The organism is Salinigranum rubrum, from assembly GCF_002906575.1.
GTDB classification, from domain to species: Archaea; Halobacteriota; Halobacteria; order Halobacteriales; family Haloferacaceae; genus Salinigranum; species Salinigranum rubrum.
In genome coordinates this window covers 1,777,371-1,800,548 of the sequence record NZ_CP026309.1, presented here as the reverse complement: position 1 = coordinate 1,800,548, position 23,178 = coordinate 1,777,371, and the positions used below count along the sequence as shown (strand labels likewise).

Here is a 23,178-nt window from a genome sequence, read left to right as displayed (position 1 = left end):
AACCGAACCCGCCCGTACATCACCGCCGTCCCTACCTTCTTGTACCCGGGGGACGGTCACTCGGCCATGAGCGACGACACCCCGGCGGACGTGGAACTGCTCCCCGAGGAGGCACAGCAGCACCTCACGACGACCTGTCGGACCGCCGCGGGCGACAGCGTCCGTTCCGTCGTCTACTTCTCCCGTACCGACTACCAGCAGCTCTACCTCCGGGGTGACCTCGAACGCGACGCCGACCTCGACACGTTCGTCGGCAGCGAGTGGCAGGACTTCAACATCACGCAGAACGCGTACCAGGGGTCGGAACTCGGCGACTACCGCTACACCATCCGGGTGTTCGAGAACGGCTTCCTGGTCAGAATAACGACTCACAACCACGGCGTCATCGTCACCACCGACAACGTCACCCTCCGCGACTTCGAGGAGTTGGCGACCGCCGTCGGGCATCTGTTCGACGAGTGGAACCTCGACTGACGCTCGGCCCTGCTCGACACGTCGATACCGTCGCTCGCTCGCGGACGACAGCGGTCGCGCGACCGGAGCCCGGAATACGACCGAACCACACCGAGTTCTGGCGGGACCGAACGCCGCTCTCGTCCCCGGCGTAGTCGCGGTTCAATCCGTGATAACCGAAAGACAACACTGAAACTATCCCGGGGTGATGCACAGCCATACGAACGCGAACACGACGACCACGTGAGGCCATGATATCGATAGCCCCGGTCCGAGCGGAGCCTCCCTCGCATGAATAGCGTACAGTGGATGGTCTCCCCGTACGTCGTCCCCTTCCTCGTGTCCGCGGCCATCTCGCTCCTGCTCGCGGTCTACGTCGTTCGGCATCCGCGGACGGAACTGACGGACCGAACGACGGCGACCATCGTCGTGCTGCTGGTTCTGGCGGCTCAGTGGTCGGTCGCGTACCTGTTCCGGTTGGTCAGCGTGGGGGTGGAGGCCAAACTGACGTGGGTACTGATCGAGTACGCCGGCTCCGGGCTCATGGCCGTCGGGTGGCTCGTGCTGGCCGCGGAGTACGCCGGATACGGCTCCCGACTCACCCCGCGCCGGATCGGTCTGCTCACCGTCGAACCGCTCGTCGCGTTCCTCCTGGTCGCGACGAACCCCGTCCACCACCTCATGTGGTCGGACGTGCAGGTCGTCGACGCCGGCTCTGTCAGCGTCCTCGAACGGGCGTTCGGTCCGTGGTTCTACGTCCACATCGCGTACTCGTACGTGCTGGTACTGATCGGCTGTTACCTCCTCGTCAGGGCGTACGTCACGTCCGAGAACCCGTACCGCGGACAGGTCGCCGCGCTCGCCGGAGCCGTCGTCGCGCCGTTCGTCGGCAACGTCGGCTTCGTGTTCGACCTCGGGTTCTTCTCGCAGGTCGAGTTCACGTCCGCGGGGTTCGCCCTCGCCAACGTGCTCCTCGTCTTCGGCATCTTCCGCTACCGGCTCCTCGACCTCACGCCGATCAGCCACGCGATCACGGTCAACAACATGCAGGACGCCTACCTCGTCGTCGACCGGAACCGCCGGGTCGTCCACGCCAACCCCGCCGCGTGCGACCTGTTCGGCATCGATCCCACGTCGCTCGGCGGCTCCGTCGAACGAATTCTCCCGGACGGGACGGGCCTGTTCGTCGACGGGGAGGAGTCCCAGCCCGTCCGTCACGAGGTCGCCATCGAGCGCGAGGGGAGAGCCGGTATCTCGACGCGGTCGTGACCCCGATCGCCAACTCCCGGTTGCTCGGCTGGTCGGTGGTCTTCCGAGACATCACGGCGCACAAGCGACACCAGCGGGAGCTTCAGCGACAGAACGGGCGGCTCGACGAGTTCGCGAGCGTCGTCGCCCACGACCTGCGAAACCCGTTGAGCGTCGCTCAGGGGCGAGTGACGCTGGCCCGCCGCGAGTCCGACAGCGAACACCTGGAGAGCGCCACCAGGTCGCTCGACCGTATCGAGACCATCGTCGACGACACGCTGACGCTGGCGCGACAGGGGAAGTCGGTCGGGCAGATGGACCCCGTCGACCTACGGGCGGTCGTCGAGGGGTGCTGGCGGACGGTCTCCACCGACGATGCGAGGCTCGACGTTGCCGCCGACGCCACCGTTCGGGCGGACCCGGACCGCCTGCGACACATCGTGGAGAACCTGGTGCGGAACAGCGTCGAGCACGGCGGGCCCGACGTGGCCATCGGCGTCGGACCGATCGGCGACGAGGGCTTTTACGTCGAAGACAACGGCCCGGGCATCCCGGAGGAGACCCGTCAGACGATATTCGACCCCGCGTACACCACCGACAGGAACGGCGTCGGCCTCGGCCTCACCATCGTCAAACGGATCGCTGAGGCGCACGGGTGGACGGTCACAGTCACGGAGGGCAGCATGGGGGGCGCCCGGTTCGAGTTCCGCGGCGTCGAGGTGGTTTCGGAGCCCGCGTCGGCCCCGGATTCGGCTGGCGACGAGGAGACGTGACGGAGTCTGCAGTTCAGACGGTCTGTCGTAACTGTTCACCGGCAGTTCGTCGGCCGCTCCGCCGAACACCGGGAGCGGCTCACGACGGACCGTCTCAGTCCCAGAACGACTGCGTCCTGGCGTACTGCCGCTCCTGTTCGAGGATGTCCCGATAGAAGTCGTCCTCGTCCTCCCGAAGCTTGGAGATGATGCGCGCCGCGTTGTGCGGGCCGACGCCGCGGGCAGCCATCGCCACCACCGCCTTCTTGCCGTGCGCCTGCACGAGACTCGCCGACCGATACGCCCGCTCGGTCAGACGCTCCTGCTCGTCGTCTTTCTCCGGGGCGCGGACGGCCTTCACCGCCTCCTCGTCCCACGGGTTCAGCGCGGCGATTCGCGTCGCGCCGCACTCGGGACACTCGGGCCGGTCGCGCACTCTCCTGACTTTGGTCTTCCGCCGCCACTCCTGACAGTGTAAGCAAAAGAGGATGACCCGGTCGTTCTGGATGCGCTCGCGCACCGCGTCGATGACGCTCGCGTCCGCGTTTTCGGGAACGAGCAACTCCCGCCCCGACGACTGCCCGCCCGTCCCGAGCGGCGTTCGCTCGCGAGCGACCTCGATTTCCGTCCCCCCCTCGCGGAGTCCACGGAGGAGGTCGGCCGTCGCCTCCACAGCCAGGTCGCGGTGGAACACCTCCCGAACGGCTTCGTCGAACACGGGGTATCCGCCAGCGCCGCGAGGAGGCGGTCGCCGCCGAACCGCCCCCGCCCCTGGTACCGCTTGAGGGTCCCGAACTTCGCGGCGACCTGCGCCAGGGTGAACTTGAGCGTGTCGGAGTTCTTCAGCGCGAGTTCGCAGATGGCCTCGACGTGGGCGGGGTCCGTCTCGTTCAGGGTAGACACGAACGCCGAGGCGCGCGTCTTCGCCGGCACCTCGAACTCTATTCGATAGGGATCGACCTCCATCCCGACCGACGACCCGGTCCGCTGGCCGACGAGCGCCGCGAGCAGTCTCCCGAGCGTCTCGTTCACCTGGTGGCCGTTGGTGGAGTTCAACACGACCTGTCGGGCGCTCGATTCGACCACGAGTCGAGCGTCGGTCGGCAGCGGGTGGCCGGCCTCGACGTGGCGGGCGACCGGTTCGAGCGCGTGCTTCAGCGTCTCGACGTCGGCCGGGTACCGAACACAGAGGTCGCGAGCGACCGCATCGAGGTCGGCCCCCCGTTCCAACTGGGACCCGGCGACGCCCCGGAGTTCGCCCACTTCCCGCGCGACGGCCTGCGGGACGGGAATCTCCTGGCCGACCCACGAGGGAATCTCGCCCGTGGGGTCGGCGATGGGGCTGACGTTTACTCTCCCGTCCTCGTCGTCGATCTCGTCGATGCGCCACATCTCCCCGCGCTGGATGAACGACGCGCCGGGTTCGGCGAAGTTGACGACGAACCGCTCGTCGAGGGTACCGACCTGCGTTCGCGAGGAAAGGTCGTACACCTCGTACGTCTCCTCGTCGGGGATCATCGAGAGGTTCGCGTAGAAGTACTGCCACGTCCCGCCCGACCTCTCCAGCCGATCAGCGTCCTCGTCGAGCCAGACGAGGCGGTTCTTCGACAGCTCTCGCACGACCGATTTGAACTGCTCCTCCGAGAGAGCCCGGAACGGATACGCGCGGGTGAGGAGTTCGTACGCGTCGGGGGCGCGGACCTCCCCGACGTCCATCAGTAAGCCGACGAGCTGATTGGCGACCACGTCGAGGCTCCCGTGGTGGATGGCCGCGGGCTCGACCTCTCCTTCTCGACCCCGTCGGGCGATGACGAGCGCCTCCAGCGCGTCGTCCGGGTGGCCGACGACGACGGTTCCCTCCGAGACGAGGTCCTGTCGGTGCCCCGCCCGCCCGACGCGCTGGAGCAGTCGAGCCACCTCGCGCGGGCTACCGTACTGGACGACGTGGTCCACCCGCCCCACGTCGATGCCGAGTTCCATCGACGACGTGCAGACGAGGCCGTCGATCCCGCCCGATTTGAACCGGTCTTCGACCTCGACGCGCGCCTCCCGCGAGAGCGACCCGTGGTGGACGCCGATGGGTTCGTCCAGTTTCGTGAAGAGCGCACCGAGCGCCTCGGCGGTCTGGCGGGTGTTGACGAAGATCAGCGTCGACTCGTTCTCGCGGACGAGGTCGCGGATGAACCGGACGTGAGTAGCCATCTCCTCGTCGCAGGCGAGTTCCCCCGACAGCAGGCGGTCTCCCTCCTCCGGCTCGGGCCAGTGAACGTCGAACTCGACACGGTTGCCCACGTCGACTTCGACGATGGTGAAGTCGCGGTCGCCGGTGAGGAACCGGCCCACCTCCTCGGGCGAGCCGACCGTCGCCGAGAGGCCGATACGCTGGAACTCGTGCGAGAGCAGACGGAGCCGTTCGAGCCCCACCGACAACTGTGCGCCCCGCTTCGACGAGGCGAGTTCGTGCACCTCGTCGACGACGACGTGTGACACGTCCGAGAGCGCCCGCCGGAGCTTCTCCCCGGTGAGCATCGCCTGGAGCGTCTCGGGCGTCGTCACCAGCACGTCGGGCGGGTCGTTCGCCTGCTTCGTCCGCTGGTACTGCGTGGTGTCGCCGTGGCGGACGTCGACCTCGATGTCCAGTTTCTCCCCCCACCACTCCAGCCGGTCGCGCATGTCGCGGTTCAGCGCCCGCAGGGGCGTGATGTACAGCGCCGAGATGCCCTCGCGCTCTTCCTCACGCATCCCACAGATGTCCGAGAACACCGGCAGCATCGCCGTCTCCGTCTTTCCCGTTCCCGTCGGCGCGATGACGAGCGCGTTCCGGCCCGACGCCAGGGGCGGAATCGCCCGTCGCTGTGGCTCCGTCGGCGTCGAGAACCCCCGCTCGGAGAGTGCGCCCCGCACCCGCTCGTGGAGGTGCGTGAACGCGTCGAGCCCCTCGCTCTCGGTCGGGGGACCGGTCATAGCCGGGGTAACGACGCGAGCGGATTAAGCGACTCGTTTCGAACCCCCCGGAGACGACTCGGCTCAGACGGTGAGCTCTTGGCGCTCGCCGCCGACGTGTCGCTATGGCAGACATCGAGGTCGACTACCCACGGCTGTACTGGCTCTCCTTCGCCGTCGCCGGACTCGTCACGCTCCTCCGGGCCGTCGTCGTGGGGCTCTCGGGGTGACGCTCCAGACGCTCGTCCTCCTCGTCGTCGGGATGGTCGTCCTCGGTACCGCGGTGCGGGGGTTGAAGGACCCCGCCGCGTCCGGCGCGCCGACCGAGCCGACACCGCTGCTCGTCGTCGCCGTCCTCGCCGCGATTGTTTATTCGGCGTTCACGCTGGCGGCCATCGTCTGAGTCGGCGGCGCTGGGTTCGATTCTCGGACCGTCGGCTGACGGGAGGGATGCGCTGAATACAGCCGGGGTATCGAGCGGTGGGTGGTGCAGGTTCAGCGACGAGAGCGCTCAGATCAACAGGGACGCCGCGTGGCACACGGGCGCGATGGACCGCTGTCTTACGCCTCCCCAGCCGGTGTCTCCGTGAGAGACCGGAGGGAACGAACGGAGGGCTTGGCTGACTCGTCCGCCAGTAGCTCGCGCACGGAGGCGCTCGCGGCCCACCGAAGCGACTGGGTTCGCTTCGAGCCGTTCGTTCGGCTCCCCTACGAAGACCTCCCACGCCGCTCGTTCGCTTCGTTCACTCGCTCCCGCGCGCCGACCGTAATCGGGGCGCGGTGGCGCGTGACGGTCGCGGCTCCGTCCGCGTTCCCGTGAGCCGCGCGGAACCGACGGTTCCGCTGGAAGCCGGCGCACAACGCCGGCGACGAAACGAACGGGAAGCAGCGAGACCACAGGTCTCGCCAACCCGACACCGCGCGAGGGGCGAGTGAACGAGTCGGTTAGGGTGGGTGTGGTCACACCGTGGCCGTGTACCGTTCGGTCTTTACGTTCTCAGACGCTCTCTCGGGTCAGTACGGCCGTCCAAACACGAGGAGTCTATCACCCGTACGTCCCGAGCCCTCCCCCTCCTCCGTCACCTCGACGAACTCACACCCGCCGGTAGTGACCCAGCCGCGTCCCGTCGAGGAGGTACAGTTCGCCGTCGGGGAGCGCGTCGGGGAGGAACGGCGAGAGGAACGTCTGACCGTCGACGTTGACCCACGTCCCCCCGGAGCGGTCGTTGAACGCCGGGACGACGACGAGTTCCGTTTCGGTCACTCTCTCATTCCTGGCCCCCTCGACGTGTCCCTCGAACGCCGAGCGGTCCAGTCGGCCGCGGAGCCACGCGCGCTCGACGCGACTCCCGCCCACCTCGTCCGCTAGCTTCACCGTGGGGTGTTCGTGTCCCATGCAGACGACCTCTGCACGAAGAACGTCGCTCGCCGGCCAGGTGTGCCCGTGGACGAACCCGACCGGACCGAACCGAATCCCCCCGGAGTCGACGACGGCGAGGTCGACGGCGCGCTCGGCCACCGCGTCGGCGACGCCGCCGTCGTGGTTGCCGGGGACGAGCGTCATCGGCACCCGGTCGGTCACGCGGTCGACGACCCGAACGAGTTCGTCGACTTCGTCGCCGTCAGGGGGACCGATTCGATGGACGAGGTCGCCCAGGACGAGCAGCCTGTCGGGACCCGTCCGGTCGAGCAGGCGCTCCAGGCGGGCGAGACGGACGTCCGCCGCGCTCTCCAGTTCGACGCCGCGTTCGTACCGGAGGCCGGCCTCGATACCCGCGTGGTAGTCGGCGACGACGAGGACGCGCTCGCTGTCGGTTCGAGCGACCGCCGCGGGTTCGCCGGGGACCGGTTCGACGCGCGCCCGCCGGGACATTCAGATGGCCTTCAGCGAGTCCTCGGTCGGTTCGTAGCACTGCCCGCTCATCAGCGCGCTCTGGATGGCGTCCTCGACGGCCTCGGGGTCGACCCCGTACTCGTCGACGACGCGGGCCACGACCGCCTCGCGGGAGGCCCCGTCACCGTCGTCGAGGTCGTCCATCGCCTCGACTGCGACGGCTTCGAGGTCGACGTCTTCGGGTGCCTCGTCCGCTCCCGCGTCGTCGGCCGTCTCCGACTCGTCTGTCGCTTCCGTTGCGTCAGCCGCCCCCTCCGGTTCGTTCGCAGCCTCAGAGGTGGCGTCTGCCGTCGCTGTGGTCCCGTCGGGCGTCGCGGCCGCGGCCGACTCGTCGGCCTCGTTCTCCGCACCGGCCTCCTCGTCGAGTTCCTCTTCGAGTTCGTCGACAGAGGGCACGTCGATGTCCGCCTCGCCCGCCGGCGCGACCTCGCTCCCCGTCGAGAACTCCGTGCCGAACTCCTCTTCGATCTGTGCGCGCTCCTCGGCGTCGAGTTCGTACATCCCCTCCTCGGCGTCGTCCTCCGTGTCGACCGCCGTCGGGTCGTCTGCCGTCTCCGCGTCGGCCGCCTCTACGTCGGCCCCGGACGTGTCGGGCGTGTCGGGTTCGGGTGCGGTCGCCTCACCGGTCGTCGCGTCCGTCTCGTTGCTCGGTGTCGACGCCGCGTCCTCTGCGTCGTCCGCGTCGAAGTCACCGAGTTCCCCCTCCGAGGTGGTGTCGCTGTCGAAGTCGCCGAGTTCGTCTCCTGCCGACGCCTCCACCGGTTCGGTCGGCGTCGACTCTCCGGTCTCTGTCGGTTCCGTGGTCTCTGTCGACTCCGCGCTCTCGGGCGCCGACGGGGCGTCGGCGGGTGTCGCCGCACCCGTGTCCTCGCTCTCCTCGCCACCGATGTCCGACTCGCCGGACTCCGTCGTGGTCGACGTCGACTCCGACGACGGGGCGTCGGCTTCAGTCGCGGTCGTCTCGGGAGCCGATTCCGCCGGTGACGTCGACGTCTCGGCTGTGGGCTCGGGGGCCGTTCCGTCGAACTCCGGGACCGACTCCGTGTCGTCCGTGCTGATGGCTTCCGTCGATTCGGTCGCCTCGGTGGCCGTGTCGGTCGACGGAGCAGTCGCCTCCTCGGCACGCGCCTCCGCCGCGTCGCGTCCCTCCGGTGCGGAGAGGTCGAGGTCGGCCGCCAGGGAGTCGAGGTCGACGCCCTCGCTCGCCTCCCCGGGTTCGCGGTCGAACGGACGGACGCTGTCGCGGTCGTTCGCGACGACCCCGAGCGCGTCGAGGGCGAGACGACGAAGGGCGGCGAGGTACCCCGGTGTGGTCCCGTAGTGGTCGATAGCGAGCGGAATCCCCTTCGCGAGCGGTTCGTCCACGTCCGCATCGCGGAGGGCGTCGCTGAGTGCTCCGCCTCGAAGCCCCGACCGGAGCGCGGCGGCCATCACGCCGACCCGATCCAGGGTCGCCTCGGCGGTCGAGACGGTCCAGCGGTCGCGGGTGTCGGCGTCGACGCGGCTCATCGACTCCGGTCGGACCGAGGTGAACACGCGGTCGGAGTCCTCGGGCTGGAACGTCCGCGCCTTCCCCGAGAGCGCGACGAACGCCGGCGGCGACGCGCGGTCGAGGAAGGCCATCTCGTCGGGCTGGTACTGCCCGGCGTAGCTGACGAACGCGCCCGTCGGGTCGACGATTCGTCCCCGGAGAACGTCGTCGTTGACCTGCTCCACCTCGGTCAGGACGCCGACGGCGAACAGACGGTTCACCCGCGCGCCGGTCGGCGTCACGACGTAGTTCGGCGCGCGCTCCTCGTCCGATTCGGAGTACGAGAAGGAGGCGTCGTCGAACTCGGCGGCGAACAGCCGGTAGGCGACCTCCCGGCTCGGTCGGGCCTCCTCGGCACCGTTCGCGTTCGCGTTCGAACTCGAACTCGAACTCGAACTCGAACTCATGCGGACACCTCCCTGTCCTCGATTCGGTCGAGGACCTCGCGCGCCCTCGTCGTCGGGTCGTCGTCCGATTCGGCGAACTCGTCGGCGTCGAGGTTCGCGCCGTAGTCGTCGACCGAGAGGTTCCCTCGCACCCGGTACTCTCTCCCCACGACCCGCTCGCGGATGTGGTCGGCGACGACCTCCTTGTCCATCGCTTCGCGTGCCTGCTCGCGCGCCTCGGCCATCGTGCCGCCGTACACCTCTTCTGTGAGGTCGCGGTCCAATACCACGGTGACGGTACCGCTCCCGTCGTCGAGGATGGCCTTCACGCGCATGTCGTCCTCGCCGTCGACGTCGCCGTGGGTGCGACACTGGCCGTTCTGGACGACCCGCCCGCACTCGGGGCAGCGCTCGATGAGTCCCGAACCGTCCCGAACCTCCAGCACGTTGCCGACGATCTCGACGTCGAACATGCCACCGGACGAGACGGCCTCACGGATCGACAACTGCGGTGCGGATTCGCGGACCGGTACGGCTTCGGAGAGCGGCGTGACGGTCGTGAACTCCGAGAGGTTGACGGAAGGGACACCCCGGAACTCGCGGACGTAGACGCCCTCCATCCGGAGGCTCGCCCCCTCCGTTATCCCCTCGCGCGGCTCCCAGTCGGTGAACGGCAATCGCCCCGACGCGTCGCCGAGGACGCCCGAGAGGATGTCGGTCTCGCCGCTGCGGCCGTTGATCGTCCGCTCTTCGACCTCGACGACGCGGGCCTCGACCGTCCGGCCGCGGTCGCCGGGTTCGAGGGCAGCGAGTTCCGCCTCGCCGCCGATTTCGTCGTCGTAGGGCGTTTCCACGGTCCCGCTCGCCATCGCCACCGTCGTCGAACTCCCGAGGTTGAGTTCGGGCGCGCCGTCCCACTCGCGGACGCCCGCGTTACCGATGGTGACGGAGTCGCCCGCCTCGAAGCCGAAGTCCTCCCACGACGTGTACGATATCGTCCCCGTCTCGTCGGCGAGTTCGCCCTCGCGGATGACCTGTTCGTCGCCCTGGTACTGAATCGAGCGCGTGCCGACCGTGAGCACCCGGACGGTGACGGTCACGTTCCCGTCCTCGGTCGTGATGGTGCCGACGTCCTTCGCCGACGGGGCCGACCGAGAACTCCCCGAGTCGCCGCCGTGCTTGCGTCGGACGCTCTGTTTCGCTTCCTCGATGGGGACGCTGTACTGAAGCAGGTTCTCCAGGTCCGCTTTGACCTCCGCTTTGTCTACGCCGAGGGCGGAGGCGAGCTCCTCGGCATGATCGTCGATGTCCATCGGGAAGAGATATGGGCGGGCTGCATTAAAAGCGTTCCACGCGTGCATACGGCGAGGTATCAACAGGTCGGGTGAGGGTCGATCGTCTGCCGCATCGTCCGTATCTCCGTCTCGCCGTCCTCACCGACGTACACCTGCAGGTACTCGATGCTGTCGCAGTTGGACACTCGCCACTCGCGTTCGGCGCGTCGCTCGTCGTCGACGGTTGCGACGACCTCGTACACGCCCTGCGTCTCGATGGGGTTCTCCACGTCCGCGGCGGCGCCCGGCGACAGGTCGCGCGTCTCGTCGAGAATCACCCGGGCCTCGCGGCTGACGGTGAGGGTGACCCGGTGTGGCTCGTCGTCGTCGTTCCAGAGGACGAACCAGCCGAGATGCGACGCGGGGGCGGCCGTCGGCGGGTCCGTGGGGGACGAGTCCGTCGGGGGTGCGTCGCCCGCCACCGTCGGCGACTCCGTCGGGGTCGCCGGCGCTTCGCTCGGCGTCGACGACGGTGAAGTTGACGTGGTGGAGTCGGACTCGGTTTCGGACGGTTCTGGAGGGCGGTTCGCACAGCCGGGGAGGGCGGCGATTCCGGCACACAGGGCGAGATACCGGCGCCTGTTCATGCATCCTGACGGCTGCGTTCCCCAGCAGTAAATGTGTGCTGCCGACCGTGCTCCGGTGTACCGCCGACTCCCCCCGCGTCGGGTGAGGCCCTCCGCGACTCGGCCGCCGACCCGCGGTTTCGCGAGGGAACGGCCGCGGCCCGACAGTTAAGTACCCGCCCGACACATCGTCTCGCATGGCCGACGAAGACGTCGAGTTCACGATGGAGATCGTCGACGGCGAGACGCTGATCGAGATGGCGGGCGACCGCGACACGGCCGTCGTCGTCCGCTCGGCGTCGGGCGAGCGTATCTACCTCCCGCCCGAGGACTTCGAGCGCCCGCCGCAGACGAGCGACAGCCCCTACCAGTCGGCACGCAGCGACAGCCCGTATCAGTCCGCCGCCCGGAACGACAGCCCGTATCAATCGGCACGCAACGACAGCCCGTATCAGTCCGCCGCCCGGAACGACAGCCCCTACCAGTCCGCCCGACAGCAGTTCCCCGAAGAGGGCATGCGGTCGACCCGCGACGGCTACGCCATCCGGCACCCCGAACCCGTCACCGACGTTCGGGTCCTGCGGTAACGGGGAAACGACTCTCCGCGCGCTCTCTCGTTCGCTCGCGCTCAGGCGATTCGTTCGTAGAAGTCGAGGTGTTCGTCGACGACGGTGTCCCACGTCCGCGGTTCGTACTCGAGCGGCCCTTCGAGCGACAGGCCGTGTTCGATGGCGTCCGCGAGCGACCCGGAGTCGACCTCGGCGGGCACGACGCAGGACTCGGGGATGACCTCGGCGGCCCCGCACTCGGTGGCGACGACGCGCGTGCCAACCGAGAGCGCCTCGGTGATGGTGATGCCGAACGGCTCCGACAGCGAGGGGGAGACGAAGAGGTCCGCCGAACTGTAGTAGTCGCCGAGGTACTTCTCCTCGACGAAGCCGACCCACTCGATACTGTCCTCGACGCCGAGGAGTTCGGCGAACTTCTTCAGTTGGTCCGTGAGGTGGCCGCTCCCGCCCATCACGAGCGTCACGTCGTCGCGGCGGAGCTTCTCCAGGGCGTAGATGAGGTGTGAGATGCCCTTCTGGTCGGTGTGTCGTCCCACGTAAAAGAGCATCTTGCCGTCGATTCCTAGCTCGGCTTTGATGTCGCGGCCGGTCGGCTCGACGGTCGAGAAACCGTTGTGGATGACCTCCGACTCCCCGCCGTACTCCTCGTTCACCTTGCGGGCGGTGATGTGGCTCACCGCGATGAGTTCGTCACAGCGCTCGACGACGCGCCGTTCGGTCTCGATTTCGCGCTGTGGGGGGTCGATGTTCCTGTCCGAGGAGAGCGAGTGGAACGTCGTCACCCACTTCGCGTCGGTGTTGTTCATCGCCCGCGAGCCCGGCCCGTAGCCGAACCAGTCGTGAGTGTGGACGATGTCCTTCCCCTCCGCGCGGTTCGCGAACTCCGCGGAGAGGCGACCGATGCGGGTGATGATGTCACCGTCGCCCGTCGGAACGCCGACGATGTTGTCGCGTCCCTCGGGTGCGTACTCCGCCGGGAGGACGAGTTCGATATCGACGTCCCGGTCGAGGAAACGTTCGAACATCTCGCCGACGAACGTGTCGAGGCCACCGGTCACGTTCGGTGGGTATCCCCAGCCGAGCCAGAGCACTTCGAGTGACATGATTGCCCCAACCTTCCGGGAGCCACTATATAATTCATGACGGTACTCGGAGTCGTGGTCCGCGTATGTACCTGGGTGCCTCGGTCGACGGAGACGGGCCGGGTCGACGAGGGAGTTCGAGAACCAGTGAGGTGGGGGCGAGTGTCCGTGAGGCTGGTGTGAGAGTCAGGGCCGGTGAGGCAGTGTGAGTACACGAGAGCCGCCTGCGGTACACGGGCGCGGTGAGACCACGTCCTCCCCGGCCGATTCGCGCCTTCGCTCGCTCGGCCGCATCACCCCTCGCGCGGCGGTCCGACCGAAGTCGGACCGGCCGCGCCACCGCCCCGCACTGTTGCGGTTGCGGTCGGCGCGCGATGAACGAGCGACGAAGGAGCGAGTGAACGCGCGGGGGGTCGCTCGCGGCTCCGTCCGCGAGCGACCGGTTGGGGTGGCGTGAGGCTGCGGTTCACCGTGTCCGTACACTCTGCGGTCGTCACGGCGTCACTGTCCGGCGTCGAACACGTCCGACCGAACCGTCAGATACCTAACGACACACCCGCTGTCCTCGTCGTCGCGTCCCCGTCACCGACATCGACGAAAGGTAGTTCACGCCGCCCACACACTCAGACGGTATGGACGTCGTCGTCAACGCCGCGATGAGCGTCGACGGGAAGCTCTCGACCCGGCGGCGCGAACAGTTGAAGATCAGTGGCGAGGCGGACTTCGACCGCGTCGACCGCCTCCGCGCCGCGGCCGACGCGGTCATGGTCGGCGTCGGGACCGTCCTCGCGGACGACCCGCACCTCACGCTCGACGACGACGACCGCCGCGTCCACCGTCTCCGGAACGGGCGTCCCGGCAACCCCGCCCGCGTCGTGGCTGACTCCCGCGCTCGGACGCCCGCCGACGCCCGCATCCTCGACGACGCGGCCGAGACACACCTGCTCGTGACCGACGCCGCCACGGAGAGTCGCCGCGAGGCGCTCGCAGGCGCGGGAGAGCACGTGCACGTCCATCCCGTCGACACCGACGACTCGGGACACGTCGACCTCACAGCCGGTCTCGCGGCGCTCGAATCGGCCGGCATCGACCGACTCATGGTCGAGGGCGGCGGAGAACTCCTCTCGTCGCTCTTTCGAGCCGGGCTGGTCGACGAACTCTCCGTCTACGTCGGGTCGCTCGTGGTCGGCGGTCGGGACGCGCCGACGCTCGTCGACGGCGACGGCTTCGTCGAGGGGTTCCCGCGGCTCGACCTCCGCGACGTCGAACGGCTCGACGACGGCGTGGTGCTGTGGTACGACGCGGTGTGAACGCGCCGACGACCTCGCGTCTCGACGCTTCCCCTCTTTCGCGGCTGTGCGGGTGGCCGACAACGGGTCTCAATCCTTAAGAAGGTCGCGCCGCAAGTGAGGTTATGAGCACCGTACAGCCCGGAGAGCCCATCCACGTGAAGAGCAAGGCACACCTCGACGAACTCGTCGCCGAACACGACGTCGTCCTCGCCGACTTCTACGCCGACTGGTGCGGCCCGTGCAAGATGCTCGAACCCACGGTCAAGGAGATCGCCGCGGAGACCGAGGCCGCTGTCGTGAAGATCGACATCGACGAACTGCAGGACCTCGCCCGCGACGCCGGGGTGCGGAGCGTCCCGACGCTCCAGTTCTACGCGAACGGGGAGGAGGCGAAGCGACTCATCGGCGTGCAGGACAAGGACGACCTCCTCGACGTCATCGCAGAACTGTCGTAGACGGTCGGTTTTCGGCGCGGTTCTTCACCGATTCAGCGACGGCGTTCACTGTATCTTCGCGTATCTGGTCTGGTGGTTCCGCTCCGCACGGTGGGCGTCGGCCAACTGGCTGGCCTCCGCCTCCGATTCGGTGAGCGACTCGAACGAGCAGTCGTGGCAGACGACGTGGAAGGTCTGGCGTCCCTGTGTGAGCATATCGATAACGAGACACGGCCAGCAATTAAGTACGCGGAGCGTGTGCGAGTCTAAACCACCGCATTCATCGACTTAACCGCCCACTAAACGGGCTAGAAGGGGACGTCGGAGAGGTCCGGTCGCTCCTCTTCGTCGTCGTACCCGTAGGCGTCCCCGGTCGAGGCGTGGACCTCACGCACCTCGTCGAACTCCATCACCATCCGCGACTTCAGCGCCTGAATCGTCATCGGCGAGATGCCGCACCCCGAGCACGCCCCGGCGAGCGTTATCCACACTTCGCCCGTCTCCTCGTCGATGGCGTCGATACCGGCGGTGCCGCCGTGCATCGAGATTTGCGGGAAGTTCCGGTGCATGAACCGTTTGAGCCGTCGTTCGAGGGGGTCCGTTTCGGTAGCGGTGTCCATGAGACCTACGGGCGGGCAACGGATATAGCGCTTACTCGCCGTGGATGGGACGCGGAGTCGGGGCGCTGATGACGTCGGTGTTCTGTACGAGGGCGGACTGCGCGATGGCGACGTGGTTCTACGGCTGTCGGGAGACTGACCGAAAAGAGCGAGATAGCGATTGCGCAGTACACGGACGCGACGAAGCCACGTCCTCCCCAGCCGACTGCGGTGCTCAGTCGCTCACTCTGTTCGCTCCTTCCGCTCCTCATCCCTCGCGCGTGAGTCGCGCGGAGGGACCGCGCGACTCACGCGCCACTGCACCGCACAGCCTGTCGCGGTCGGCGCGCGGAAGAGTGAGCCTGCGAGCGAACGGCGCGCGAGGGCCCGCTCGCGCCTCCGTGCGCGAGCGACCGGTTGGGGAGGAGCGAGGCTGCGGTCCACCGCGCCCGTGTACTGCGCAGCGTTCTCGCTGCAGCCACCGGTTCCGTTGACGGGTCCACGTCCGCTCTCGGAGGTGTGCGCACCTCCTCCGAACCTCCACAGGGCTGCGAGGGCTTTTAAATTCGGAGGTGGTAGCCTGCGGTATGATTTCACTCGACGAAGCGGTCACGGCCCGTCTGGAATCCCACGGCGCGCGCTTCGAGGTCCTCATCGACCCCGACGCCGCCCTCGCCATCAAGCGCGGGGAGTTCGACGGCGACCTAGAGGACGTCATCGCCGCCGAGGACGTCTTCGAGGACGCCTCTCGGGGGGACCGTCCCGCCGAATCCGATCTGAAAGAGGTGTTCGAGACGACGGACCCGATGACGATCATCCCCGAGGTGGTCAAACGCGGGGAGATACAGATCACGGCGGATCAGCGACGCGAGATGCAAGAGCAGAAGCGGCGACAGCTCATCGACCGCATCGCGCGCAACGCGGTCAACCCCCAGATGGACGACGCCCCGCATCCCCCGGACAGAATCGAGCGAGCGCTCGAAGAGGCCGGCTTCCGCGTCGACCCGATGGAACCCGTCGAGACGCAGGTCGACGACGCCCTGGAGGCACTGAGACCGGTCATCCCCATCCGCTTTTCCGAGGTGACCATCGCCGTCCAGGTTCCGGCGGACAGGGCCGGCAGCGCGCAGTCGCGCATCCGTCAGTTCGGTGACCTCGAACGCGAGGAGTGGCAGAACGACGGGTCGTGGGTCGGCGTCCTCACCTTCCCGGCGGGGATGCAGAACGACTTCTACGACCTCGTGAACGACGTCACGAGCGGCGAGGCGGAGACGCGGATCATCAAGGACAAGGACGACCTGAACGTGCGGTAACCGCTCGACGTCGGGTGGGACAGAACGTACACCCATGGAACTCGTCGGAGCCACGGAAGACGACGTGGACACGCTCGTCGTCCTCCACGTCGTCGACCTGTTCGTCGACGAGGCGTACCGGAATCGCGGCCACGGATGCGGGGCGGTTCTACGAGGACTGCGGGTTCGAGGAGAAACAGGTCCAGTACACGCGCCGCCTGAAGGGGGGTTCGCCGTCGTGACCCACCGCGTGGCGTGAGTCGTCCGGTCGAAGTGGAGAGTTCCGTTCGCGCCGCGAACCCGAGACCGGAGTCGTGATCGAGGCGCTATCCCTTCTTGAATCCGAGCAGGAACCCGCCGGTGAACCCGGCCGACACAGACAGCGTCGACAGGATGGTCATCGCCCAGTCCGGGGGCGCTCCCGACGCCGCGGCCTCCCCCGTCTCGATCATCCCCGCGGTCAGCCGTTCCCAGTCGACGATGAGGATCTGCCGCGACTCGAGGAACTTGAACAGGGCGAGTTCGAGCCCGATGATGATGGCGATGATCTTCGCGACCTTCTTGGCCGCGAAGCCGATGATCCCGCCGACGACTGCCCCGCTCCCGAGTTCGAGCCCGAGTTGCTGGAGGTTGATGTCGACCATAGCGCCACATCGCGTGGGTCGACATAAGTCGTTTGTGGGGGTCTCGTCGGCGAAACGACAGCTTTCGCCCGGTCGGAGTCGTGCCACGAGGTAACATACAATACCAGGGAGGCTGTACACGGGGGTATGGAGGTGTGAGATCACCATCACGAACGCCCGCCCGTTTAAGCCGCTCGACGGCCAACCTCCGACAACAGTGCTGGAACACACCGCGGAGGGAACGCGATGAGTCGGGACGCCATCGTCGCCAAACGCGTCGACAGCGGGTCGGCCGACCTCACGGAGATCAGTGACCTCGCCCGGGCGGCCGGGTACGACGTCGTCGGCGAACTCACCCAGTCGCGCGAGGAGGACGGGGCGTACATGTTCGGCGAGGGCAAGGTCGAGGAACTGGCCGCGCTCGTCGTCGAGACGGGCGCGGACGTCGTCATCGTCGACAACCGCGTCGGGCCCTACCAGCTGTTCAACATCGGCTCGAAGCTCCCCGACGAGGTCGAGGTGATCGATCGCTTTACGCTCATCCTCGACATCTTCGGACAGCGCGCCCACACGAAGAAGGCGCAGCTACAGGTCGAACTCGCCGAACTCCGGTACGAGTTGCCGAGGGCGGAGGCGAAAGCCTCCCTCGCCAAGCGCGACGAGCGCCCCGGGTTCATGGGGCTCGGCGAGTACGACGAGAGCCGCGAACAGGACATCAAAGCCCAAATCGCCCGCATCAAGCGGGAACTCGACGCCATCGCCGAGAAGGAGGAGACCCGACGGGAAGAGCGCCGCGAATCGGGGTTCGACCTCGTCGCGCTCGCGGGGTACACCAACGCCGGGAAGTCGACGCTCATGCGTCAACTCGCCGCGGACCTCTCCGTCGACGAGAACGACGAACTCCACCCCGACCTGGACCCCACGGCCGAGTCGGAGGACCGCCTGTTCACCACGCTCGGGACGACCACCCGCCGGGCCGACACGGGGACCAGAAACGTCCTCCTGACCGACACGGTCGGCTTCATCTCGGACCTCCCCCACTGGCTGGTGGAGTCGTTCAAGTCCACGCTCGATTCGGTGTATCGCGCCGACCTCGTGCTCCTCGTCGTCGACGCGTCCGAGTCCACCGAGGAGATGCGCGAGAAACTCGTCACCTGCCACGACACGCTGTACGAGCGCAACGAGGCGCCCATCGTCACCGTGTTGAACAAGGTCGACAAGGTCGACGAGAGCGAACTGGCCGAAAAGAAGCGCGCCCTGTCGGCGCTCGCGCCGAACCCCGTCGTCGTCTCGGGGTTGACGGGCGAAAACGTCGAAGAGTTGACCGCGCGCATCGAAGCCGAACTCCCCGACTGGCAGCGCGAACGACTCCTCTTGCCGATGACCGACGACACGATGAGCCTCGTCTCGTGGGTCCACGACCACGGCCACGTCGAGCGCGAGGAGTACGGCGAGGACTCCGTCACCCTGGAGTTCGAGGCGCGCCCCGCCGTCGTCGAGAAGGCACGGTCGAAGGCCGCGGACCTCGCCGCCGTCGAGTCGGCCTGATTCGGCCCCTCTCTCGCCTTCCTCCACGTCACTCCGACAGCCCGACGACCCTCCCGCTGCCCGTCACCGCCCACACCCAGTCACCGCCGAAGACGACGTCGACGACGCTCGTCTCCGTCTCGAAGAGCCACGCCGACTCGCCGTCGGTCGTGAACTGCTGGACGCCCGGCCGTTCGCCCTCGATACCGACGGCGAATCGGTCGTTCCTGACAGGCGTCAGTGCCACCGCATCGCCCGTGAGCTGGTGCCGCCAGAGTCGTTCGCCGTCGGATGTCAGCGCCAGGACGTAGCCACCCTCTCCGGTGCGGGTCCCCGCGAGGAACCACCGCGCGCTCGCCGTCGGTGTCGGCGATTCGGCTCGCTTCGATGTCGACGGCCCGGCGGCTGTCGACGCGATTCCGGTCGTCCAGTTGTTCCCGGTGTCGTGATGCCATTCGACCTCGACTCCGCCGTCGCCGTCGCGGACGCTGTGGACCCGACGACGGCCGAGGAGGACCGACGAACCGGTCGAGGAAAGAGCACTCGCGACGTGGTCGGTCCGCCACCGCTCCTCCCCTGTCCGAGCGTCGAAGGCGACGACGACACCGTCACGCGACCCCGCGTAGACGACGCCGTCGCCGGCCGCGAGCGCGTCGACGCGTGCCGCCCCCGACTCGGTCAGGCGAGTCTCCCAGAGACGGTCGCCGTCGTCGGCGTCGACGAGGCCGCTGTCGTCGCCGTTGACGCCGGTGACGTGTCCGTCCTCGGTGCCGGCGACGACGACGTTGTTCTCGGGGACCACCGCGAGCGCGCTGGCGACGCCCGAGAGCGGGGTTCGCCAGCGTTCTATCGCGCCGTCGACGCTGACGACGTCCTCGCCGGCGACGTACAGTTCGCCGTCGTGACCGACCGGCGGTACCTGGAGTTCGTCGACGGCGTCCGTCTCCCACTGGGCCTCGCCGTCACCGCGGTCCATCCCGACCACCTGACCGTCCCTCCCGGCGGCGACGAGCCAGACACCCGCCGTGGTGAGGCCCACCGGTGGTGACTCGACGGCCAGCGTCCGGAAGTGGACGTCGACCTCCGAGAACAGGTTTCGCGTGCTACACCCGGCGACGGCGGTGGTGAGGCCGGTGCCGACGGTCGCGGCGGCGGTGCGGAGGAACCGTCGACGTGAGCGGGACGGTGGGGAGGGCGGAGCGGGCATCTCAATCTCGGTCTCGACCGCCGGTCGTCGGTCCACCGTGATGAACGTTCTCCTCTTACTGACCGTTCTCCTGGCTCACTCCTCGCGTACTCGCTTCTCCTTCTGCACCACGTGGACGTCCGTGATTCGCGTGTCGGGGTACTGCCCGCTCTCGTCCTTCTCGGCGGCTTTCACCATGTCCCAGACGACGTTCAATCCCGTCGTCACCCCCTCCAGCGCCTCCATCTCACAGCCGGTCTTTCCGGTCGTCTCGACCGCGACGGTGAGGACGATACGGTCGTCTCTCACCTGAAAGTCGGTGTCGACGTTCGTGATCGGAATCTGGTGACACATCGGGATGGTCTCCCAGGTGTGTTTCACCGCCTGTACCGCGCCCACCCGGGCCGTCGCGAGCACGTCCCCCTTCCCGATGTCGTCGGCGCGGACGGCGTCGACCGTCGACGGCTGGAGGTGGATGGTTCCGCGGGCGACCGCCCGCCGGTCCGAGTCCGGTTTCGCGCCGACGTCGACCATCTGGACGTTCCCCTCCCTGTCGGTGTGGGTGAGTTCCCCACCCCTCTCGGTCTCTCTGGGGTCCTCGCCGGTCGGCGTCTCGGAATCAGTCATCGCGCTCACCCCACAGGGCCTCGGGGACTCGTTCGAGGAGGTCCGTCGCCACCAGGCCGAAACCGCGCTCGTCGACAACGATGTCACCCGCCCGGCCGTTCGCGTACGCGCCGATGGCCGCGGCGTCGAGCGGGTCCTGCGTGCTGAGCAGCGCGCCCGTGACGCCCGCGAGGACGTCGCCGGTCCCGCCGACGGTCATGCCCGGGTTGCCCGTGCGGTTGACTCTGGTCTCGGAGCCGTCGCTCACGACGTCGTACGCGCCCTTCACGAGCAACGTGTGCCCGAGGTCGCCCGCGAACTCCGAAACCAGGCTCCGCCGCTCGCGCCACGCTTCGGCGGTGGTGCCGCCCATCTTCTCCAACTCGCCCTGGTGCGGCGTGCAGACGAGCGTCGCCTCGGTCTCCACGTCGGGGACGACCTGGAGAGCGTCGGCGTCGACGACCGCTCTCCCGTCGTACCGCGCGAGGAACTCCTCGACGGCGTCGAGCGTCTCGTCGGCGGAGCCGAGACCGGGTCCGAAGACGACGACGTCGTGGTCGTTCGCCCGCCCGAGCAGGTCGTCGACGTGGTCCGGCGCGAACCTGCTCCCCTCGAACGGGACCAGGATGAAGTTCTCGCTGTACCCCTGAATCTCGCGGGCCACCGGTTCGGGACAGGCGACGCGGACGAGGTCCGCCCCCGCGCGGAGCGCCGACCCCGCGGCCAGGGCCGGCGCGCCGGTGTACGGCCCGCCGCCCACCACGAGCACTTCGCCGTGGTCACCCTTGTGCGACTGGGGGTCGCGCGTGAGCGAGCGGAGGTCGCCGGGGCCGGTGAACGTCTCGGCGGCGGCGGGGATGCCGATGTCCGCGACGTGCACTTTCGAGTCGAGGCTCGACAGGCCAGGCTTCTCGTCGTGGAACGTGACGACGTGGTCCGCTTCGACCGCGACCCCCTCGGACTCGCCGGTGTCCGCGTCGACGCCGGAGGGAACGTCGACGGCGACGACGGTGGCGTCGAGCGCGTTTATCCGCTCGGCGACCGAGGCTTCGGGTTCCCGAAGCGCGCCCGTCACGCCCGTTCCGAGCATGGCGTCGACGACCACGTCCGGGTCGCCGAGGCCGAACTCGCGGGAGTCGGTCACGGTCTCGACGTCGTACTCGGCCTCGACGAGCGCGTCGTAGTTCTCGCGGGCGATGTCCGTCGAGACGCTCTCGGGGCGGCCCAGGAGGTACGTTCGGGTGTCGAACCCGTCGAGGAAGCGCGCGGCGACGAACGCGTCGCCGCCGTTGTTGCCGCGACCGGCGACGATGGCTATCTCCGCTCCCTCGCCCCCCGCGACGTCGCGGACGACGCGGGCGACCGCGTTCCCGCTCGACTCCATCAGTTGCTTGCGCGGGACGCCGAGGGCGGCCGCGTTGGCGTCGACGGCGGCCATCCGTCTTGCGGTTATCATGCTTCGGGCTTCGGTCGGGGAGCACCTAAATGGCGTGTCCTCCCCGCAGGCTGGCGACGGACGACACGGTGTGCGGCGACCGGAACGCAACGCTTTACCGCGAACCGGAATCACTGCCCCTGTGACCCGCCGACTCTTCGGTTCGCTCCTCGGGTTAGTCTTCCTCGTCAACTTCGGACGGACCGCGTTCGCGCCCCTCCTCCCCGAACTCCAGACGGCGTTCGGCGTCGGCCCCGCGGCCGTGGGCGTCGTCGCCTCGCTGGTCTGGATCGGGACCGGAGTCGTGCGGTTCCCCGTCGGCTACCTCCTCACGCGGACGCCGAGACAGCGCGTCGTCGTCGCCGCGGGCCTCGTCCTCGCCGTCGCCGCCGGCTTCACCGCGACGGCGCCCACCGTCGGTATCCTCCAGTTCGGCTCACTCTTGGTTGGACTGGCCTCCGGCGCGTACTTCGCCGCCGCCGTCCCCCTCATCAGCGACCTCTTCCCCGAGCGGGTCGGGCGGGCCGTCGGTATCCACGGTACCGCCGCGCAGTTGGCCGCCGTCGTCGCGCCGACGGCCGTCGTCGTCGTCCTCGGAGTGGCCTCCTGGCGCGCGGTGTTCTGGGGGCTCGCCGCCGCCTGTCTCCTCGTGACCGGTGCCCTCGTCGTCGCCACTCGAAACGAGTCCGCCCCGAGCGAATCGATGGACCGCTCGTTCCGCGCCGCGCTCGGGAACTGGCGCGTCATGGGGACCGGCATCCTGATGATAGCCACGGCGGGCTTCGTCTGGCAGGGGCTGTTCAACTTCTACGTGGGCTACCTCACGACCGCCCGAAGCCTCGACGCGACCACGGCGAGCACGCTCCTGACGCTCACCTTCGCGGCGGGCGTACCCGCCTTCTGGATCAGCGGTCGACTCGCCGACCGCCTCCCGCATCTCCCGTACATCGTCGGCCTGCTCTGTGCGTTCACTCTGTGCGTCTTCGCGTTCACCGTCGCCCGCGGGTTCGGCAGCCTTCTCGCCGTCTCTGTCCTCCTCGGCTACGCCATCCACAGCCTCTTCCCGGCGCTCGACGCGTACGTCCTCGGCGCGCTCCCGGCGGGGACGCGCGGGAGCACGTACGCCGTCTTCAGCGGCCTCTCGCTCCTCGTCGAGGCCACCGGAAGCGGCGTCGTCGGCGTGCTCCTCGAAGCCGGCTACGCCTTCGACGCCGTGTTCCGCGTCTTCGCCGCGGGAATGGTCGTCGTCGTCGCCGCGCTCGTCGCGCTCTCGCTCGCTGGACGGCTTCCGAACGCGGCGGGCGGAGGCCACACCGACGCGTCCGGCGACTGACTTCGCGCCCGCTTCGACTGCCTCGCCCGCCATGGACGCTGTTCGTGTTCTTCGAACCTACAATCACAAAAATTGATATGTGGTGCGGCCGAA

At 68.3% G+C, this 23,178-nt stretch carries 22 protein-coding genes and 1 pseudogene; 11 read left to right on the top strand and 12 right to left on the bottom strand.

Features of this window, described 5'->3' with window-relative positions:
* Positions 1 to 66: 66 nt before the first annotated feature.
* The 3 genes from C2R22_RS08895 to C2R22_RS08885 all read left to right on the top strand — a co-directional run bounded on the left by C2R22_RS08895 (position 67) and on the right by C2R22_RS08885 (position 2,474).
* A complete protein-coding gene (locus C2R22_RS08895; RefSeq protein WP_103425438.1) occupies positions 67 to 474 on the top strand; it encodes a DUF7522 family protein in 408 nt (135 codons plus the stop codon).
* Between the two features lie 270 nt (positions 475 to 744).
* Positions 745 to 1,722: a histidine kinase N-terminal 7TM domain-containing protein gene (locus tag C2R22_RS08890; protein WP_103425437.1), complete on the top strand. Its 978-nt coding sequence runs from the start codon at positions 745 to 747 to the stop codon at positions 1,720 to 1,722.
* Positions 1,719 to 2,474: a sensor histidine kinase gene (locus C2R22_RS08885; protein WP_173862757.1), complete on the top strand. Its 756-nt coding sequence runs from the start codon at positions 1,719 to 1,721 to the stop codon at positions 2,472 to 2,474. Before C2R22_RS08890 ends, C2R22_RS08885 begins: the two co-directional genes overlap by 4 nt.
* A 94-nt stretch (positions 2,475 to 2,568) precedes the next feature.
* Here C2R22_RS08885 and C2R22_RS08880 read toward each other — a convergent pair.
* Positions 2,569 to 5,417 (bottom strand): annotated as a pseudogene (locus C2R22_RS08880) (DEAD/DEAH box helicase).
* A 205-nt stretch (positions 5,418 to 5,622) separates the two neighbouring features.
* Between C2R22_RS08880 and C2R22_RS24990 the strand changes: the two are divergent.
* Positions 5,623 to 5,799 (top strand): hypothetical protein, encoded by a 177-nt coding sequence (locus C2R22_RS24990; protein WP_162562433.1) that lies wholly within the window; start codon positions 5,623 to 5,625, stop codon positions 5,797 to 5,799.
* A 690-nt stretch (positions 5,800 to 6,489) separates the two neighbouring features.
* On the opposite strand, the gene C2R22_RS08870 is transcribed toward C2R22_RS24990, so the two are convergent.
* The 4 genes from C2R22_RS08870 to C2R22_RS08855 are packed head-to-tail and all read right to left on the bottom strand — an operon-like array spanning position 6,490 to position 11,128.
* The gene (locus C2R22_RS08870; protein WP_103425434.1) at positions 6,490 to 7,269 is read right to left on the bottom strand and encodes a metallophosphoesterase; all 780 of its coding nucleotides are present in this window, start codon (positions 7,267 to 7,269) and stop codon (positions 6,490 to 6,492) included.
* A complete protein-coding gene (locus C2R22_RS08865; protein ID WP_245902949.1) occupies positions 7,270 to 9,228 on the bottom strand; it encodes a hypothetical protein in 1,959 nt (652 codons plus the stop codon).
* Positions 9,225 to 10,520 (bottom strand): Single-stranded DNA binding protein, encoded by a 1,296-nt coding sequence (locus C2R22_RS08860; protein ID WP_103425433.1) that lies wholly within the window; start codon positions 10,518 to 10,520, stop codon positions 9,225 to 9,227. The genes C2R22_RS08865 and C2R22_RS08860 overlap by 4 nt, the downstream gene beginning before the upstream one ends.
* 59 nt (positions 10,521 to 10,579) lie before the next feature.
* A complete protein-coding gene (locus C2R22_RS08855; protein ID WP_103425432.1) occupies positions 10,580 to 11,128 on the bottom strand; it encodes a hypothetical protein in 549 nt (182 codons plus the stop codon).
* A gap of 176 nt (positions 11,129 to 11,304) precedes the next feature.
* On the opposite strand from C2R22_RS08855, the gene C2R22_RS08850 reads away from it, so the two are divergent.
* The gene (locus tag C2R22_RS08850) at positions 11,305 to 11,694 is read left to right on the top strand and encodes a DUF7510 family protein (RefSeq protein ID WP_103425431.1); all 390 of its coding nucleotides are present in this window, start codon (positions 11,305 to 11,307) and stop codon (positions 11,692 to 11,694) included.
* A gap of 41 nt (positions 11,695 to 11,735) precedes the next feature.
* Here C2R22_RS08850 and C2R22_RS08845 read toward each other — a convergent pair whose 3' ends face one another.
* The gene (locus C2R22_RS08845; RefSeq protein ID WP_103425430.1) at positions 11,736 to 12,779 is read right to left on the bottom strand and encodes a glycosyltransferase family 4 protein; all 1,044 of its coding nucleotides are present in this window, start codon (positions 12,777 to 12,779) and stop codon (positions 11,736 to 11,738) included.
* 611 nt (positions 12,780 to 13,390) lie between these two features.
* Between C2R22_RS08845 and C2R22_RS08840 the strand changes: the two genes are divergently transcribed.
* Both C2R22_RS08840 and trxA read left to right on the top strand, forming a co-directional pair.
* Complete coding sequence (locus tag C2R22_RS08840) at positions 13,391 to 14,068, top strand: 2,5-diamino-6-(ribosylamino)-4(3H)-pyrimidinone 5'-phosphate reductase (RefSeq protein ID WP_103425429.1); 678 nt, start codon at positions 13,391 to 13,393, stop codon at positions 14,066 to 14,068.
* A 104-nt stretch (positions 14,069 to 14,172) separates the two neighbouring features.
* Positions 14,173 to 14,505 carry a thioredoxin gene (gene trxA / locus C2R22_RS08835; RefSeq protein WP_103425428.1) on the top strand — a complete coding sequence of 111 codons (333 nt, stop codon included), beginning with the start codon at positions 14,173 to 14,175 and terminating at the stop codon, positions 14,503 to 14,505.
* A gap of 45 nt (positions 14,506 to 14,550) precedes the next feature.
* Here the strand turns inward: trxA and C2R22_RS24985 are convergent, their stop codons facing one another.
* Both C2R22_RS24985 and C2R22_RS08830 read right to left on the bottom strand, forming a co-directional pair.
* Positions 14,551 to 14,700, bottom strand: a complete 150-nt coding sequence (locus C2R22_RS24985; protein WP_162562432.1) for a hypothetical protein — start codon at positions 14,698 to 14,700, stop codon at positions 14,551 to 14,553.
* A 92-nt stretch (positions 14,701 to 14,792) separates the two neighbouring features.
* Positions 14,793 to 15,104, bottom strand: a complete 312-nt coding sequence (locus C2R22_RS08830) for a NifU family protein (RefSeq protein ID WP_103425427.1) — start codon at positions 15,102 to 15,104, stop codon at positions 14,793 to 14,795.
* Between the two features lie 566 nt (positions 15,105 to 15,670).
* Here C2R22_RS08830 and C2R22_RS08825 point away from each other — a divergent pair.
* Together C2R22_RS08825 and C2R22_RS08820 are read left to right on the top strand one after the other, a co-directional pair.
* Positions 15,671 to 16,396, top strand: a complete 726-nt coding sequence (locus C2R22_RS08825; RefSeq protein ID WP_103425426.1) for a ribosome assembly factor SBDS — start codon at positions 15,671 to 15,673, stop codon at positions 16,394 to 16,396.
* A gap of 34 nt (positions 16,397 to 16,430) precedes the next feature.
* On the top strand, positions 16,431 to 16,634 hold the full coding sequence (locus C2R22_RS08820) for a hypothetical protein (protein WP_103425425.1): 204 nt from the start codon (positions 16,431 to 16,433) through the stop codon (positions 16,632 to 16,634).
* 67 nt (positions 16,635 to 16,701) lie between these two features.
* On the opposite strand, the gene C2R22_RS08815 is transcribed toward C2R22_RS08820, so the two are convergent.
* Positions 16,702 to 17,019, bottom strand: coding sequence for an FUN14 domain-containing protein (locus C2R22_RS08815; protein WP_103425424.1), 318 nt, complete (start codon positions 17,017 to 17,019; stop codon positions 16,702 to 16,704).
* Positions 17,020 to 17,244: 225 nt separating this feature from the next.
* Here C2R22_RS08815 and hflX point away from each other — a divergent pair, with 225 nt between their 5' ends.
* Positions 17,245 to 18,546, top strand: a complete 1,302-nt coding sequence (gene hflX, locus C2R22_RS08810; RefSeq protein WP_103425423.1) for a GTPase HflX — start codon at positions 17,245 to 17,247, stop codon at positions 18,544 to 18,546.
* A gap of 28 nt (positions 18,547 to 18,574) precedes the next feature.
* Here the strand turns inward: hflX and C2R22_RS08805 are convergent, their stop codons facing one another.
* From C2R22_RS08805 to C2R22_RS08795, 3 genes are read right to left on the bottom strand one after another with little or no spacing between them, the layout of a single operon-like run.
* The gene (locus tag C2R22_RS08805; RefSeq protein ID WP_103425422.1) at positions 18,575 to 19,768 is read right to left on the bottom strand and encodes an outer membrane protein assembly factor BamB family protein; all 1,194 of its coding nucleotides are present in this window, start codon (positions 19,766 to 19,768) and stop codon (positions 18,575 to 18,577) included.
* A 39-nt stretch (positions 19,769 to 19,807) separates the two neighbouring features.
* A complete protein-coding gene (gene moaC, locus C2R22_RS08800) occupies positions 19,808 to 20,338 on the bottom strand; it encodes a cyclic pyranopterin monophosphate synthase MoaC (protein WP_103427622.1) in 531 nt (176 codons plus the stop codon).
* Positions 20,331 to 21,773: an NAD(P)H-hydrate dehydratase gene (locus tag C2R22_RS08795; protein WP_103425421.1), complete on the bottom strand. Its 1,443-nt coding sequence runs from the start codon at positions 21,771 to 21,773 to the stop codon at positions 20,331 to 20,333. Before C2R22_RS08795 ends, moaC begins: the two co-directional genes overlap by 8 nt.
* Before the next feature lie 121 nt (positions 21,774 to 21,894).
* Here C2R22_RS08795 and C2R22_RS08790 point away from each other — a divergent pair, with 121 nt between their 5' ends.
* The gene (locus C2R22_RS08790; RefSeq protein WP_103425420.1) at positions 21,895 to 23,085 is read left to right on the top strand and encodes an MFS transporter; all 1,191 of its coding nucleotides are present in this window, start codon (positions 21,895 to 21,897) and stop codon (positions 23,083 to 23,085) included.
* The last annotated feature ends 93 nt before the right edge of the window (positions 23,086 to 23,178 follow it).

What these genes read in the sequence shown, in the direction of transcription:
- C2R22_RS08895 (WP_103425438.1), top strand. Translation starts at nt 67, where the DNA reads ATGAGCGACGACACCCCGGCGGACGTGGAACTGCTCCCCGAGGAGGCA.
- C2R22_RS08890 (WP_103425437.1), top strand. Translation starts at nt 745, where the DNA reads ATGAATAGCGTACAGTGGATGGTCTCCCCGTACGTCGTCCCCTTCCTC.
- C2R22_RS08870 (WP_103425434.1), bottom strand. Translation starts at nt 7,269, where the DNA reads ATGTCCCGGCGGGCGCGCGTCGAACCGGTCCCCGGCGAACCCGCGGCG.
- C2R22_RS08865 (WP_245902949.1), bottom strand. Translation starts at nt 9,228, where the DNA reads ATGAGTTCGAGTTCGAGTTCGAGTTCGAGTTCGAACGCGAACGCGAAC.
- C2R22_RS08860 (WP_103425433.1), bottom strand. Translation starts at nt 10,520, where the DNA reads ATGGACATCGACGATCATGCCGAGGAGCTCGCCTCCGCCCTCGGCGTA.
- C2R22_RS08855 (WP_103425432.1), bottom strand. Translation starts at nt 11,128, where the DNA reads ATGAACAGGCGCCGGTATCTCGCCCTGTGTGCCGGAATCGCCGCCCTC.
- C2R22_RS08850 (WP_103425431.1), top strand. Translation starts at nt 11,305, where the DNA reads ATGGCCGACGAAGACGTCGAGTTCACGATGGAGATCGTCGACGGCGAG.
- C2R22_RS08845 (WP_103425430.1), bottom strand. Translation starts at nt 12,779, where the DNA reads ATGTCACTCGAAGTGCTCTGGCTCGGCTGGGGATACCCACCGAACGTG.
- C2R22_RS08840 (WP_103425429.1), top strand. Translation starts at nt 13,391, where the DNA reads ATGGACGTCGTCGTCAACGCCGCGATGAGCGTCGACGGGAAGCTCTCG.
- trxA (WP_103425428.1), top strand. Translation starts at nt 14,173, where the DNA reads ATGAGCACCGTACAGCCCGGAGAGCCCATCCACGTGAAGAGCAAGGCA.
- C2R22_RS24985 (WP_162562432.1), bottom strand. Translation starts at nt 14,700, where the DNA reads ATGCTCACACAGGGACGCCAGACCTTCCACGTCGTCTGCCACGACTGC.
- C2R22_RS08830 (WP_103425427.1), bottom strand. Translation starts at nt 15,104, where the DNA reads ATGGACACCGCTACCGAAACGGACCCCCTCGAACGACGGCTCAAACGG.
- C2R22_RS08825 (WP_103425426.1), top strand. Translation starts at nt 15,671, where the DNA reads ATGATTTCACTCGACGAAGCGGTCACGGCCCGTCTGGAATCCCACGGC.
- C2R22_RS08820 (WP_103425425.1), top strand. Translation starts at nt 16,431, where the DNA reads ATGGAACTCGTCGGAGCCACGGAAGACGACGTGGACACGCTCGTCGTC.
- C2R22_RS08815 (WP_103425424.1), bottom strand. Translation starts at nt 17,019, where the DNA reads ATGGTCGACATCAACCTCCAGCAACTCGGGCTCGAACTCGGGAGCGGG.
- hflX (WP_103425423.1), top strand. Translation starts at nt 17,245, where the DNA reads ATGAGTCGGGACGCCATCGTCGCCAAACGCGTCGACAGCGGGTCGGCC.
- moaC (WP_103427622.1), bottom strand. Translation starts at nt 20,338, where the DNA reads ATGACTGATTCCGAGACGCCGACCGGCGAGGACCCCAGAGAGACCGAG.
- C2R22_RS08795 (WP_103425421.1), bottom strand. Translation starts at nt 21,773, where the DNA reads ATGATAACCGCAAGACGGATGGCCGCCGTCGACGCCAACGCGGCCGCC.